The organism is Billgrantia gudaonensis (genome assembly GCF_900100195.1).
GTDB lineage: Bacteria > Pseudomonadota > Gammaproteobacteria > Pseudomonadales > Halomonadaceae > Halomonas > Halomonas gudaonensis.
Map to the genome: position 1 here is coordinate 75,223 of NZ_FNES01000012.1, position 15,033 is coordinate 90,255.

11 protein-coding genes are annotated in these 15,033 nt (G+C 66.0%); 7 read left to right on the plus strand and 4 right to left on the minus strand.

Annotated elements, in window-relative coordinates; genetic code table 11:
• Nucleotides 1-41 precede the first annotated feature (41 nt).
• Nucleotides 42-1,196 carry an acetylornithine deacetylase gene (argE, locus tag BLP96_RS14120; protein ID WP_089687247.1) on the plus strand — a complete coding sequence of 385 codons (1,155 nt, stop codon included), beginning with the start codon at nt 42-44 and terminating at the stop codon, nt 1,194-1,196.
• 117 nt (nt 1,197-1,313) lie between these two features.
• Here argE and BLP96_RS14125 read toward each other — a convergent pair whose 3' ends face one another.
• Entirely contained in the window at nt 1,314-3,014 is a 1,701-nt protein-coding gene (locus BLP96_RS14125; protein ID WP_089687249.1) for a DEAD/DEAH box helicase, read from the minus strand.
• Between the two features lie 410 nt (nt 3,015-3,424).
• Here BLP96_RS14125 and BLP96_RS14130 point away from each other — a divergent pair, with 410 nt between their 5' ends.
• Complete coding sequence (locus tag BLP96_RS14130; protein ID WP_089687251.1) at nt 3,425-3,874, plus strand: YaiI/YqxD family protein; 450 nt, start codon at nt 3,425-3,427, stop codon at nt 3,872-3,874.
• A 172-nt stretch (nt 3,875-4,046) separates the two neighbouring features.
• On the opposite strand, the gene BLP96_RS14135 is transcribed toward BLP96_RS14130, so the two are convergent.
• Nucleotides 4,047-5,051: a glutathione S-transferase family protein gene (locus BLP96_RS14135; RefSeq protein ID WP_089687327.1), complete on the minus strand. Its 1,005-nt coding sequence runs from the start codon at nt 5,049-5,051 to the stop codon at nt 4,047-4,049.
• 80 nt (nt 5,052-5,131) lie between these two features.
• Complete coding sequence (locus tag BLP96_RS14140; protein ID WP_089687253.1) at nt 5,132-6,049, minus strand: LysR family transcriptional regulator; 918 nt, start codon at nt 6,047-6,049, stop codon at nt 5,132-5,134.
• 98 nt (nt 6,050-6,147) lie between these two features.
• On the opposite strand from BLP96_RS14140, the gene BLP96_RS14145 reads away from it, so the two are divergent.
• From BLP96_RS14145 to BLP96_RS14155, 3 genes are all read left to right on the plus strand, one after another.
• Nucleotides 6,148-7,011, plus strand: a complete 864-nt coding sequence (locus BLP96_RS14145) for a pirin family protein (protein WP_089687255.1) — start codon at nt 6,148-6,150, stop codon at nt 7,009-7,011.
• A gap of 204 nt (nt 7,012-7,215) precedes the next feature.
• Nucleotides 7,216-8,937, plus strand: a complete 1,722-nt coding sequence (locus tag BLP96_RS14150; RefSeq protein ID WP_089687257.1) for a peptidoglycan DD-metalloendopeptidase family protein — start codon at nt 7,216-7,218, stop codon at nt 8,935-8,937.
• An 88-nt stretch (nt 8,938-9,025) separates the two neighbouring features.
• On the plus strand, nt 9,026-10,882 hold the full coding sequence (locus BLP96_RS14155) for an ABC transporter ATP-binding protein (RefSeq protein WP_422666824.1): 1,857 nt from the start codon (nt 9,026-9,028) through the stop codon (nt 10,880-10,882).
• A gap of 1 nt (nt 10,883) precedes the next feature.
• Here the strand turns inward: BLP96_RS14155 and BLP96_RS14160 are convergent, their stop codons facing one another.
• The gene (locus tag BLP96_RS14160) at nt 10,884-12,467 is read right to left on the minus strand and encodes a L,D-transpeptidase family protein (RefSeq protein WP_176761531.1); all 1,584 of its coding nucleotides are present in this window, start codon (nt 12,465-12,467) and stop codon (nt 10,884-10,886) included.
• Between the two features lie 138 nt (nt 12,468-12,605).
• Here BLP96_RS14160 and BLP96_RS14165 point away from each other — a divergent pair, with 138 nt between their 5' ends.
• Nucleotides 12,606-13,322, plus strand: a complete 717-nt coding sequence (locus BLP96_RS14165) for a murein L,D-transpeptidase catalytic domain family protein (protein WP_089687263.1) — start codon at nt 12,606-12,608, stop codon at nt 13,320-13,322.
• Nucleotides 13,323-13,598: 276 nt separating this feature from the next.
• Nucleotides 13,599-14,951, plus strand: coding sequence for a NarK family nitrate/nitrite MFS transporter (locus tag BLP96_RS14170; protein WP_089687265.1), 1,353 nt, complete (start codon nt 13,599-13,601; stop codon nt 14,949-14,951).
• Nucleotides 14,952-15,033: the final 82 nt, after the last annotated feature.

Consider the following 15,033-nt stretch of genomic DNA (forward strand, 5'->3'; position numbering starts at 1 on the left):
TCGACCCTGACATCGTCGCGCATGCTGCACGAGGAGCGCCAATGACTGCCACCGAGATCCTGGAACGCCTGGTGGGCTTTGCCACCGTGTCGCGTGATTCCAACCTTGCCCTAATCGAGTGGGTGGAAGCCTTTCTCGACGAACACGACGTCGAGCACTGGCGCATCGAAAGCGACGATGTGAGCAAGGCCAACCTGCTGGCCCGCATCGGCCCAGCAACAGCAGGCGGCGTGGTGCTTTCCGGCCATACCGACGTGGTGCCGGTGGACGGCCAGCCCTGGTCCAGCGACCCCTTCACCCTGGTCGACAAGGGCGATGGCCGCCTCTACGGCCGCGGCACCTGCGACATGAAGGGTTTCCTCGCCTGCGCACTGGCTCAGGTGCCTAGCTGGACGGGTCGCCGACTGGAGAAGCCCATCTGGCTGGCGTTCTCCTACGACGAGGAGGTGGGTTGCATCGGTGCCCCACGCATGATCGAACGGCTGCTGGCCGACCACCCACGCCCCGCCGCGGTGATCGTCGGCGAGCCGACGCTGATGCAGCCGGTGGTCGCCCACAAGGGCGCCACCAACCTACGCACCACGGTGACCGGGCGGGCCAGCCATTCCAGCCAGGTCGATCAGGGCGTCTCGGCGATTCACGTCGCCGCACGGCTGGTGACCAAGATCGAGGACGTGATGGCCGAGCTCAAGGCCGAGGGGCGAGTCGACGAGGCTTTCAACGTGGTCCACTCAAGCCTGCACGTGGGCAAGATCGCTGGTGGCACGGCGATCAACATCATGGCTAGGGAGTGCACCTTCGAATGGGAGATTCGCCACCTGCCCCAGGATCGTTTCGAGGATCTGCTCGGTCGGGTCGATGCCTATGCCGCCGAACTGCAAGCCGAAATGCGCCGCCGGGCACCGGAAGCCGGCATCGCCACCGAGGCGCTCAACGTCACGGTGCCGGCGCTGGCCGACGACAACAACGCCGAGGTGCTCAGCCTGTGCCACGAGCTGCTGGGCGAGCGCCCGGCCGGCGCCGTGGCTTACGCCACCGAGGCCGGGCAGTTCCAGCGCGAGGGGCTGCCCACGGTGATCTGCGGCCCAGGTAGCATCGGTCAGGCCCACCAGCCGGACGAGTACATCGAGCGCGAACAGCTCGAGGCCGGCGAACGCTTCATGGTGGCGCTGGGCGAGCGACTCGGCCACGCCTGACATCGCCACCAGGCGGCACTCCATTCTGGGCGGTACCCCCCAAAGCGACAGCGCCCCCGCACCGTAGGCGGTGCGGGGGCGCTGTGCGAAAGCGGCCGGGAGAGCCCCCGGCAGCGATCAGGCGCGGTCGCGGCGGCGGATCGGCGCCTCGCCATCGATGCGTCGACGCGGAGCGCGCTCGGGCGAACCGTTGTCCTCGCGGATCTCCAGCGGGCGGCCGGCCACCCGGGCGCGAGCCATCTTGGCCAGAATGCTGGCCGGCAGCGAGCTGGGCAGCTCGACCACGGAGAAGGCATTGCGGATGTCGATGCGGCCGATGCGATTGCCCTCGATACCGCCCTCGTTGGCCAGCGCCCCGACCAGTTGGCCCGGCTTGACGCCGTCCTTGTGGCCCACGGCAACGCGGTAACGCGTCATGCCTTCGCTGGGGCCGCGGTCGCGACGCGGCGGCTTGCCGTCGCGCGGGGCACGCTCGCTGCGCTCCTTGCGCGGCGCCTGCAGACGACCGATGGGTGCCTCGTCGGCACGCGCCAGACGGGCGAAGGCACAGGCCAGTTCGATGGGATCGTGGCCTTCTTCCACCAGGCGCTCGACCAAGGCGCGCTGCTCTTCGGCACCGGCGGTCAGGGCGGCGATCACCTTCTGATGGAACGCCTCGTCGCGATGGGCGCGGACGGCAGCTTCATCGGGCACTTCCATCTCGGTCATCTTCTGACCGGTGGCCTGCTCGATCCAGCCCACCTTGCGACCTTCACGGAAGCCCACGAAGGTGATCGAGATACCGGTACGCCCGGCGCGACCGGTGCGACCGATGCGGTGGGTATAGGCCTCGGAGTCCTGGGGCAGGTCGTAGTTGATGATGTGGGTCAGGCGCGGCACGTCGAGGCCGCGAGCGGCCACGTCGGTGGCGATCAGCACATCGACCTTGCCACGCTTGAGGCGCTGGATGGTGCGCTCGCGCAGGCTCTGATCCAAGTCGCCGGAGAGGCTGGCCACGTTGATGCCGCGGGCGGAGAGCTGCTCCATCAGGGTGGTGCAGGCCGCGCGGGTACGCACGAAGACGATGGCACCGTCCACCGGTTCCACCTCGAGAATGCGTGCCAGGGCCTCCAGCTTGGCACCGCCATCGACACGCACCAGGCGCTGCTCGATGTTCTCGCCCGTGGTGGTGCGCGACTCGATGGCCACCTTCACCGGATCCACCAGGTAGCGATTGACGATGCGCTCGATCTCGGCCGGCAAAGTGGCGGAGAAGAATACCCGCTGGGCGTCCTTGGGAGTGTCGGCGACCACGCGCTTGACGTCGTCGATGAAGCCCATGCGCAGCATCTCGTCGGCTTCGTCCAGCACCAGGGAGCTCAGACCCTCGAGCTTGAGGCTGCCGCGATCCAGGTGATCGATGACTCGCCCGGGGGTACCTACCACCACCTGGGCGCCGCGCTTGAGGGCCTGCAGCTGGTCGCGATACTCCATGCCGCCGCACAGGGTAGCCACTTCCAGACCCTTGAGGTTCTGGCCGTACTTGCTGAAGGAGACGGCCACCTGCTGGGCCAGCTCACGGGTCGGCGCCAGCACCAGCACCTGCGGCTCGCGACGGGTCAGCTCGAGACGCGAGAGCAGCGGCAGAGCGAAGGCTGCCGTCTTGCCGGTACCGGTCTGGGCCTGGCCCAGCATGTCGCGCCCTTCCAGCAGTGCCGGAATGGTTTCGGCCTGGATGGGGGAAGGGGTCTGGTAGCCCTGGGTCTCAACGGCGGCGAGAACGGCAGGCAGCAGAGCGAGGTCGCCGAAGCTCGGCGAGGCGACGGAAGTCGAGGTCATCAATCACACCTTGGTAGGCCGGGGTTACCGGCGAAAGTTCGGTGGCGTCCCTGACGCGTGCAATACGTTCAGGCGCGCTGCAACCGCTACGGGCAGCGCGGGACATCGGAGTCGGGGACGCCGGTCGCACCTGGCATCGGGTCCACGCCATCGGCAAGGACCGCTGTGGCGACCGTCTGCGCCGATCTCGCCCGGTTGGCGGATCTCGGTGGCGCGCCATCTTCACAATTCGAACGCTGCGGCTCAGTTCATGCGTCACTGTTGCCTGGCGTTTCGGCGCCGATCCTGCTGGTGACAGCAGTGGCGTCGTCATGATGGTAGGGTCAGCACATGCGAGGAGCGCGCATGCTACCATTGCCCACCCCTCGTGACCAGCCCTTCGCTGCCCATCCTTTTCTTCAGGAGCGCTCATGCCGACACTCTGGGTCGATGCCGACGCCTGCCCAAGGGCGGCTCGCGACATCATCGTGCGCGCCGCGGAACGTACCGCGACCCCGGCCTGCTTCGTGGCCAATCACCAGATCCCCTTGCCGCCATCGCGCTGGGTCAAGTCGCTGGCGGTGGCCAGCGGCTTCGACGCCGCCGACGACGAGATCGTCGAGCGCATTCAGAGCGGCGACTTGCTGATCACCTCGGACCTGCCGCTGGCCATGGCGGCCATCGAGCGTGAAGCGAAGGTGATGACCACCCGCGGCGAAATGCTCGACCAGAGCAACATCAAGGCCAGAGTGCAAATGCGGGACTTCATGGAGACTCTACGCGCCAGCGGCGAGCACACCGGCGGGCCCAAGGGCTATTCGGACGGCGACCGGCGCGAGTTCGCCAATGCGCTGGATCGCTGGCTGGCGAAACGCGCCTGAAGCGGGCTCGGGCTGCGGGCTGCGGGCTGCGGGCTGCGGGCTGCGGGCTGCGGGCTGCGGGCTGCGGGCTGCGGGCTGCGGGCTGCGGGCTGCGGGCAATCGTCCAACTCGCCCCTCGAAACCCGCAACTCGAAACCCGTGGCTCGAAACCCGTGGATCGTGGCTCGTGGCTTCACGCTTTCTCGCGAATCCCCTTCCCCGGCAGCCGCTCGCGGTCATGCGGACGCTCGAGCTCGAGGCGCGGTCCCACTGGGACGATGCGCGTGGGGTTGATGGTGTCGTGGCTGTAATAGTAGTGACGCTTGATGTGGTCGAAGTTCACCGTCTCTTTCACGCCCGGCCATTGGTAGAGCTCGCGCAGGTAGTTGGAGAGGTTGGGGTAGTCCTCGAGGCGGCGGATGTTGCACTTGAAGTGGCCATGATAGACGGCATCGAAGCGCACCAGAGTGGTGAACAGACGGATGTCCGCTTCGGTGAGCCACTCGCCGGCCAGGTAGCGGCTTTCCGCCAGGCGCGCTTCCAGGCGGTCGAGCGCCTCGAACAGTGCCGTCACGTGCTTCTCGTAGACCGCTTGCCGCGTGGCGAAGCCTGACTTGTAGACTCCGTTGTTGACGTTGTCGTAGACGTCGGCATTGACCGCATCGATGGTCTCGCGCAAGTCCGACGGATATAAGTCGAGACGATTGCCGGTCAGCTCGTCGAAGGCGCCGTTGAAGATGCGCACGATATCCGCCGACTCGTTGTTGACGATGCGCCCCTCGTGCTTGTCCCACAGCACCGGCACGGTGACCCGACCGGTGTAGTGTGGGTCGGTGAGAGTGTAGAGCTCGCGGTGGTAGGCCACGCCGTTCACCGGGTCGCCGCTGGAGCCTTCCGCTTCGTGGTAGGTCCAGCCCTGATCGAGCATCAGCGGGCTGACATGGGAAACCCCGATCAGCGCGTCGAGCCCCTTGAGCCGGCGCATGATCAGCGTGCGGTGAGCCCAGGGGCAAGCCAGTGAGACATAAAGGTGGTAGCGGCCGGTCTCGGCGGTCAGCCCGGGCTGGCCGTCGGGGCCGTCGTTTCCGTCAGGAGTGATCCAGTCGCGCAGTTGCGCGGATTCGCGCACGAACTCACCGCCGTGCTTGTCGGTGTCGTACCACTGGTCGTGCCAGACGCCGTCGATCAGCAGGCCCATGGTCACCTCGTCGTTCATTGGGAATGTGCCTACAGGGTAAGGCGAAGGGCCCGCCGCTCAAGCGCGAGTTTTGCGTTCGTTCATTCGACGGACTCGAACGGTTGCCTCTCGTTGCAGGTTTCCACGACGGCGAGTTTCAACGCATCGGCCATCGCGTGGGTCGCCGGCCCGGCACGATCCCGGTCGCGATGGATCAACTGCACCGGGTACTCGCGCACGCCGCCGGCCATCAACGGCAAAGGCTTGAGCCGCCCTGCCGCCAGCGCTTCGCGCAACCGCGTCTCGGGTATCCAGGCGAAACCGAGGCCCCGCTCGAGCATGTCCAACGAAGTCTCGAGGTGGCTCACCGTCCAGCGCTGCTCGGCCTTGAGCCAGCCGGAATCCATCGACTGACGCTGCCCCGAGTCGCGCACCACCAGCTGGCGATGCCGCGCAAGATCGCGCAGGTCGAGTGGGCGACTCAGACCGTGCAGGGGGTGGTCGGGATGAGCTACGGCATGAAAGCGCACGGTGACCAGCGGTTCGCCGAGGAACCCCTGGGCGGCAATCCCCGAGACCACCAGATCGGCGCGTCCGTCGTAGAGCATCTCGACACCGCCGTTGAGTACGGTCTCATGCAACTGAACGCGCACGTAGGGATAGTCCGCCGAAAAGCGGCTCAGCGCCTGAGCCAGGGCATCGGCGGGAAAGATCTGGTCCACCGCCAGCACCACCTCGGCTTCCAGCCCCTCGGAGAGCCGACCGGCGACGTCTTCCAGCGCCTCGGCGCTCTCGATCAGCTGACGGGCCCGGCGCAGCAGCATCTCGCCGGCCTCGGTGAGCCGCACTTGACGCCCCACCGGTTCCAGCACTCGAACGCCCAACTGCTCCTCGAGCTTGTGAACGGCATGGTTGAGCGTCGAGGGGCTCTTGTGTACGGCTTCCGCGGCGCGCGCGAAACCGCCATGCTCCACCACCGCTGCCAACATCTGCCACTGGGCCAGGGTCACTCGCGACATGTTCGAATCCCTCGAATCGTATCTGCGAAACTATGCGCTTAATTTTCGAAAATGCCGTCCTAGAATGCCAGGTAAACCCAACGACGGGGAATGAACGCATGAATGACACCCTGACCGCCGGACGCACCCGGCAGATCGATCGGCGCCTACGCAGCCACCCCAGCCAGGACGGCGACGGCGTGAAGATCCAGCGCATCCACGACTTCGGCGGCGGACTGGATCCCTTCCTGATGCTCGACGAGCTGGGATCCGACCGCGCCGACGATTATCTGGGCGGCTTCCCGCCGCATCCTCACCGTGGCATCCAAACCCTGACCTACGTGATTCACGGCGGGTTGACTCACGAAGATCATCTCGGCCACACCAGCACCATTCGCGCCGGCGATGCCCAGTGGATGCATACCGGACGCGGCATCGTGCACTCCGAAATGCCGCTGACCGACAGCCACGGGCTGCACGGCTTTCAGCTGTGGCTCAACCTGGCGGCCCGCGACAAGATGTCGCCGGCCACCTATCGCGACGTACGTGCCGCCGACATGCCCCACCTCACTGCCGAGGGGAGCGAACTGATCGCCCTGGGCGGGCGCTGGAGCCGCGACGACGGCGAAGCCGTCGAGGGGCCTCTGGACGCGCTTGCAGGCAGCGCTGCCATCGCCCATGTGCGCCTCGCGGAGGGGGCGCGGCTGTCGCTTTCGCTGCGTAGCGACACCCTGGCGGTCTACGTCTTCCAGGGCGAGCTGCAGATCGGCGACGAAAGCGTGGCAGCCGGCGAACTGGCGCGCCTGGGGCCCGGCGATACCCTGACGCTGGCCAGCCGACACGGCGGCGAGGCGTTGCTGCTCGCCGGCACGCCCCATCGTGAGCCCATCGCCCACTATGGGCCCTTCGTGATGAACGACATGCACGAAATCGAACGAGCGCTGGCAGACTACCGTAACGGCACCTTCACGCAAGGCGGATAGGGTTGCCTTTCGAACGCCGTTCGCGTTCAATGGAGTTGGTTAAGGAACAGCGTTCACGCATAGACCGCCTTGCTTGTGCCGCCCTATCGGGGCACGAGCAAGGGGTTTATGTATGTATATACAGACTAGGCAGGTCATACTTCATGGGTTAAGGTTCCGGAGGCTTTTTTCGCTTTTTCCACTTATTAGTCATGGCCGATACCCATGTTGCGAATCCTCCATTCGCTGCCCCGCACCCATAAGTTGCTATTGTTACCCGTTGCCACCATGGTCACGGTGCTGGGCGCTCAGAAGATCATCACCCTGGTAGGGGATACCCAAGGTCCGGACCCGGTTGCCGACACTCACTTCCTGCCATTGTCGCCCGAGAGTCGCCCCGGTCTCCCCTCCCTCAATACCGAACACCTCCCCGTCGCCGATGCCATTGCCGTCGCCAGCCAGGCACTCGACGCTACCCGCGAAACGATTCCTCTCTCTCAGCTCGTTCCCAGCGAAATCGTCGAACTGGAAAGTCCCGCCGGCAACGACGAACCGAATATAGAGACGGCCGGCGAGCCACTCACGGCCGGCCTGTCGCCAGCTACGCAGGAAGGCGATACCGCTCCCTCGCAGATCGACGACGCCGCACTGCACATTGCGCTGGTTCTCGGCACTCTGACCAGTGGCATGCTCGACGACTCGATACCGGCAGGCGACGACACGCCTGCCACGTCTTACGACGACGTCTCCGACGAAGAGCTGGCGCTGTTCGACGAAGGCCCGATCATCCTCGAAGAGGAGATCGCCGCCAGCGAACCCTACGTGCCCGAGTGGGAGACCTACACCGTGGAGTCCGGCGACACCTTCGTCGTGCTGGCCCAGAATCGCCTCGGCCTGGGCTATGGCGAGGCGATGGAGCTGCTGGAAAGCCTGCCCGAACCGCGCCTGCTGACTCACTGGCGCCCCGGCAACCAGTTCGAGTACCAACTCGACGAAGAGGGCCAACTGGCCCTGCTGCGCATGATGAAGAACGGCCGTGAAGGGGTGATCGTCGAACGTACCGATGAGGCGTTCGACGTGGCGACCATCGAGCGCACCGGCGAGGCAGCCCAGCGCCTGTTCGCCGGTACCGTCAGCGGCAGCTTCGTGCGTTCGGCGCAGGCCACCGGCCTCTCCATCAGCGAGGTTACGCAAGTCTCTCGTCTCCTGGAGAAAAAACTCGACTTTCGCCGCGACACCCGTCGCGGCGACGAGTTTCAGGTCCTGGTGGAATCCGACGTCATCGATGGCGAGAGCTTCGATTCCCGCGTGCTGGCCGTCCGGTACCTGGGTGAGCGCATGAACCTCACGGTGGTGCGCAACAGCGCCGACAATAACTTCTACACCCCGGATGGCGCGAGTCTCGATCCGGCCTTCCGCCGTCGCCCCTTTGACGGTAGCTATCGCCTGAGTTCGTCATTCAATCCCAACCGCAAGCATCCGGTGACCGGGCGCATCAGCCCCCACCGCGGCACCGACTTCGCCATGCCCATTGGCACGCCGATCGTCGCTCCGGCCAATGGTCGCGTCGAGAAGGTCGGCAACCACCCTCTGGCCGGTCGCTACGTGGTGATCCGTCACGACAACGGCTACCGCACGCGTTATCTGCACCTGTCACGGCAGCTCGTCAGCCGTGGCGAGCGGGTGACCATGGGCGAGCGCATCGCCCTTTCCGGCAACACCGGCCGCAGCACCGGCCCCCACCTGCACTACGAGGTCCATGTCAACGACTCGGCGGTGGATGCCATGAAAGTCTCGCTGCCCGAGAACACGAGCCTCTCCGGCGAGGCGCTGGCGGCCTTCCAGAACGAGGCCGAGCCTCTGCTGGCCACTCTGGAGAGCGGCGAAACCGGCCCGGTGGTGGCCAGTACCGCCAGCGAACGTGAGGCGGCCGACGACGATAGCTGATCGCCCCATGAGCGCCCTGTCGATGCCCCGCCGTCCAGCGGGGCATCGACGTATCGCTTCCGCGACTGCCGCCTGACCGGAGCTCCAAGTGTCCCCTCCTCGTCGGCAACGCGCCTTGCCAACCCCACCGCCCGACAACCGACTCGCTGCCTTCTTCGGCGTTTTCCGCTACAGCCGCCGCGCCCTGACGCTGGTCTGGCAAACGTCACGCTGGCTCACGCTGGGGCTTGCCCTCTGCACCCTGGTTGCCGGGGTGCTGCCGGCCGTGGCTGCCTGGCTCGGCCAACTGATCGTCGATGCCGTGGTGGCGGCCATGGAGCGCCACGAAGCCACAGGCGAGGTCGACTGGTGGGGCGTGCTGCGCTACGTGCTCGCCGAGGCCGGCGTCATCGCCGCCATCGCCCTGGCGCAGCGCGGACTCTCGGCGCAGCAATCGCTGCTGCGCGCCCTGCTCGGCCAGAAGGTCAACGTGATGATTCTCGAGAAGGCGGGCACGCTCTCGCTAGCCCAATTCGAGGATTCGGAGTTCTACGACAAGCTCACCCGCGCCCGCCGCGAGGCCTCCACCCGACCGCTGGGCCTGGTCAACAAGACTTTCGCCCTGCTCCAGAACGCCATCTCCCTGGGCAGTTTCGGCGTATTGCTGGTGGGGTTCTCCCCCTGGGCACTGCTCGTTCTGGTGACCGGCGCCCTGCCGGTGTTCATTTCCGAGGCCAAGTTCTCCGGCGACGCTTTCCGCCTGTTCCGCTGGCGCTCGCCACAGACCCGCATGCAGATGTACCTGGAAACGGTGCTGGCCCGCGAGGACAGCATCAAGGAGGTCAAGCTATTCGGCCTCGAGCCGCTGCTACTGGGCCGCTATCGCGATATCTTCGACACCCTCTACGCCGAGGACCGGCGCCTGACGATCCGCCGCGAAACCTGGGGCTTTCTGCTCGGTCTGCTGGGCACCCTGGCCTTCTACGCCGCCTACGCCTGGGTCGTGGCCGAAACCGTCACCGGCGCGCTGACACTGGGCGAGATGACCATGTACCTGATGGTCTTCAAGCAGGGACAGGCGGCGCTGTCGGCGAGCCTCACCGCCATCAGCGGCATGTACGAAGACAACCTCTACCTTTCCAACCTCTACGAATACCTCGAGCAGCCAACGCCCCGCGACGCCGGCACCCTCACCCGGGGCGAGCGCCCCGGCGACGGTATCCGCTTCGAACGGGTGAGCTTCACCTATCCCGGGGCGAAAACGCCGGCCCTCAGAGACATCACGTTGCACCTGGCGCCGGGGCAGAGCCTGGCACTGGTGGGCGCCAACGGCTCGGGCAAGACCACCCTCATCAAGCTGCTCACCCGCCTCTACGAGCCCAGCCACGGACGCATCCTGCTCGACGGCAGCGATCTGCGCGACTGGGACATCGCCACGCTGCGTCGGCGCATCGGGGTGATCTTTCAGGATTTCGTACGCTATCAGCTCAAGGTCGGCGAGAATCTGGGCGCCGGCGACGTGGCCGCCTTCGAGGACGAGGCGCGCTGGCGCGAGGCAGCCCGTCGCGGCCTGGCCGAGGACTTCATCGCCGACATGCCCGGCGGCTATCACACCCAGCTGGGACGTTGGTTCAAGGGTGGCCAGGAGCTCTCCGGCGGCCAGTGGCAGAAGATCGCCCTGTCGCGGGCCTACATGCGGTCAGGTGCCGACATCCTGGTGCTCGACGAGCCCACCGCCGCCATGGACGCCGCCGCCGAAGCCGAAGTCTATGCCCAGTTCCGCGAGCATGCTCACGACAAGATGACCTTGCTCATCTCGCATCGCTTCTCCACGGTGCGCGCCGCCGACCAGATCCTGGTGGTCGACGGCGGCGAGATCATCGAGCGCGGCGACCATGCCAGCCTGATGGCGCAGAACGGCCGGTATGCCAGGCTGTTCCGATTGCAGGCCAGGGGGTATCGATGAGTCAAGGAGTCAGTGGCCGATCCAGTGCCTCGAGCAACGCATCGTCGCGATCATAGATATCCGGCCGGAAGGCCAGGGCACCATCCTCGGACGGATGCACCGTCCAGTAGTGGAGAACCACCGGTACGTGCCGGGCCAGCGACACGTTACGGGTATCTCCGCTGGCGATGAGCGCTGCCAGGTTTCGCTCGGTACCCGTGTCGTCGAGCAGCCTCTGAGCGAAGGTCTCGGCCTGCTCGACGCGAATGCAGCCGGAACTGAAAGCACGCTGCTGCCGAGCGAACAATCCTTGCGCCGGGGTGTCGTGCAGGTAGACCAGGTGGTCGTTGGGAAAGCGGATCACGACGCGTCCCAGTGCATTGTTGGGCCCCGGCGCCTGGCGCAGGATCACGTTGCCGGGGCTCGCCCAGTCGATCGACCAGGGATCGAGAGGCTCGCCGGAAGGGCTGAGCACCTGAATGCGCTCCCGCCACAGGTAGCCCAGGTCCTCGCGCACCTTGGGAAGTACGTCCTGGCGCAGGATGGTCGGCGGAATCGTCCAGCTAGGATTGACGGTCAGATGGGTGATCTCGGAGCGCAGCGACGGCGTGCGCCGGTAAGGGCGTCCCACCACGATTCGCGATCGCCAGATATCACCGCTGGGACGGAAGTAGCTCAGCCGGTAGCCGGCGATGTCCACCAGCACGAATACCTCCGGCAGTCCGTGGAGAAGCCAGCGTGCCCGCTCCAGGTTGAGGCGGATCTGATCGATGCGTCTCGCGACCGGAACGTTGAGCGCGGCACGAGTCTCGCGACCGACGATGCCGTCCACCTCGAGCAGGTGACGCCGCTGAAAACGCTTCACCGCTGCGGCCAGGGCATCATCGAAGCGCTGCGGATCGGGCCTATCCTGAGCGGCATCGACCGCCATCACCTCCAGCTCACCGATGATGGCCAACCGTTCACGCAGTCGCTCCACGTCGGCATGAACGTCGCCAGGTCGCAGCGCGACATCGCGCTCGGGCAGGGTCGGCCAACCGCCCAGTCGCTGGATGTTACGGTAGCGCGCCAGCCCCGCGCGCAGGCGCTCATAGGGGGCATAGTCGGGCCGCGCCTGCTCGAACGCCTGCTCGAAGCGCTGGCCGTCGACGGCTTGCGATACGCTTGCCATATCCAGCGCCGGCGCCCTGATCGGCACCTCCCAGGCGGGATCGATCGCGTAGGGATCCACCTTGCCGCGCTGCAGGTGTTCGAGAGCCGTGAGCAATGAGCGGCTTGCCGCCAGCTCGAAGCGGGCCCGCGCCTCGTCGTCCGCCGCTAGCTGGCGATATTGCGCCAGCAGGCGATCGGGCCGGTAGTCCTGGGGATCGAGGCCGTCACGGTCAAGAGTGTGCAGAGCCGCCGCGAAGGCTGCCACCTGCTCGCCATTTTGCCAGGCGGGTCGGGCGTCTCGCGCAGCATAGAAAGCCTGAAGCTCGTCGCTCTCCCCCTCCAACTGGCGCTCCAGCTCCCTGCTCAGCGGCAGGACCTCGTCACCCTCCGTCAACGCCGCCGATACTGGGCTCGACAGCATCAATAGCACGCCTATTGCGACAATGACCCGCATGGTCGTCCCCTGTTTCGTTGATTCGTGCGCTAGCCATCCCTGCCTTGCTGGTCATAATAGCCACAGTCGCGGGGCTACAGAGAAGTCAGCCCCATTTCGATCGCCTGATGCACGCAGACTCGACGAGCCGGAGAGCCCATGCCCCGCTTCACCCTGCTGCCCGTTATCGGCCTTGCCGCCCTGCTACTGTCGCTGCCCGCCGCCAGCGGCGATTTTTTCGTGCGCGCACGCCTCGCCCCCGACGGCGCTCCCTCGCCGCTGGCATCCACTCTGACGCGACTCGCCCCCCAGGCCGATCCCCTGGTGCTCGAGCTGGCTGCCTCCGCGCTCGCCTGTGCCGATCCGCACGCCGAACGCCTGGCGGTCATCGACTTTTCGCTGCCCTCCACCAAACCGCGCCTGTGGGTCTTCGACCTCGACGAGCGACGCCTGCTTTTCAAGGAACTGGTCTCCCATGGCCAGGGCTCCGGCAATGCCATGGCCACCGCCTTCTCCAACGTGCCCGAAAGCCACCAATCGAGCCTGGGGCTGTTCCGCACGCGAAACAGCTACGTCGGTCGCAACGGCTACTCTCTGCGCCTGGAAGGGCTCGAAGCCGGTATCAACGACCTCGCCTTCGAGCGCGCCATCGTCATTCACGGTGCCGACTACGTCAGCGAAGCGTTCATCGAGAGGACCGGGCGCCTGGGGCGCAGCTATGGCTGCCCGGCCGTTCGTCAAGACATCGCCGCTCCGCTGATCGACAGCCTCAAGGAGGAGCACTACCTGTTCGCCTACTATCCGGACCCGGCCTGGCTGAGGGACTCCGCCTTTCTCGACTGCTCGAACGACGACCGCCAGTTCGCCATGCAGTGAGCACCTGCCGGGCACCATCCCGGGGCACGTGGTCGCTGCAATGCACCATGACGCCCCTTCTCGTGTCCGATCAGCCGCCCGCCCAGCCCCGACAGTTTTCGCAACACACTGCCAATAAAGCAGAAAATGGATATTGGCAAGATTATCGCTTGAGACAAGTCAAGACTGGGTAGGCGTGGACCAGGCTCTCCGACCCGGGAGTACGAGTGCGTCGAACCTGACCTTCAACGCCGAAGGACACGTTCATGCATTCGCTGCCCCAAGAGGTCGACGCCCATGGAAATCTTCGGCAAGGCCAACAGGATCCGCCTGTTGAGCTTCAACACCCCCCAGATGCGAGCCTTTCACTTCTCGTGGTTCGCCTTTCACATCTGCTTCTTCGGCTGGTTCGGCATCGCCCCGCTGATGGCGGTGGTACGTGACGATCTCGGCCTGACCAAGACTCAGATCGGCAATACCATCATCGCTTCGGTGGCCATCACCGTGATCGTGCGCCTGGCGATCGGCGTACTGTGCGACCGCATCGGCCCACGCAAGGCCTATACGTGGCTGCTGTGTCTCGGCTCGTTGCCGGTAATGGCCATCGGTCTGGCCGACAGTTTCGAGACCTTCCTGCTGGCGCGCCTGGCCATCGGCGCCATCGGCGCTTCCTTCGTCATCACTCAGTACCATACCTCGGTGATGTTCGCCCCCAACGTGGTGGGCACCGCCAACGCCACCTCGGCCGGCTGGGGCAATCTGGGCGGGGGAACCACCCAGATCGTGATGCCGCTGATCTTCGCCGGCGTGCTGATGCTCGGCGTGAGCGAAACCCTCGGCTGGCGGCTGGCCATGGTGGTGCCGGGCATCGTGCTGTTTCTCACCGGCATCGCCTACTACCGTTTCACTCAGGATGCCCCCAACGGCAACTTCGACGAGCTGAGAGCGCGCGGCGAACTCCCCGCCGCCAGCGGCGAACATGGCATGGGCCAGAGCTTCAAGGCGGCGGCCAAGGACATCCGCGTCTGGGCGCTGTTCGTGGTCTATGCCGCCTGCTTCGGCGTGGAGCTGACCATCAACAACATCGCCGCCATCTACTTCTTCGACAACTTCGATCTGACGCTGGCCACCGCCGGCCTGATCGCCGGGCTGTTCGGTCTGATGAACCTCTTCGCGCGCACCCTGGGCGGCATCTTCTCGGATCTCTTCGCCAAGAACGGCGGTCTCAAGGGACGCGTGCGCTGGCTGTTCATCGCCATGCTGTGCGAGGGCATCGCCCTGATGTTCTTCTCGCAGATGCACGTGCTGGCACTGGCCATCGGCATCATGCTGGTGTTCAGCCTCTTCGTGCAGATGGCCGAGGGCGCCACCTTCGGGGTGGTACCGTTCATCAACAAGAAGGCGCTGGGCGCGGTGGCCGGCATCGTCGGCGCCGGCGGCAACGCGGGTGCCGTGGCCGCGGGCTTCCTGTTCCGCTCGGAATCGCTCAGCTACCAGCAGGGGCTCTTCTACCTGGGCATCGCGGTGGTGCTCGCCTCGCTATGCTGTCTCGCGGTGCGCTTCACCGAAGCCACCGAAGCCGAGGAAGCCAAGGCCTACACCGACGCGGTGGGCGACGACACCGGCGCCGGCGCCCTGTCGCTGCGCTGAAGCCCCCTGTCGTCGGGCCACCTCTTTCACCGTCATGCAACGCCGCCCGCGTGGGCGGCGTTGCGGTCGTAGTGCCACCACG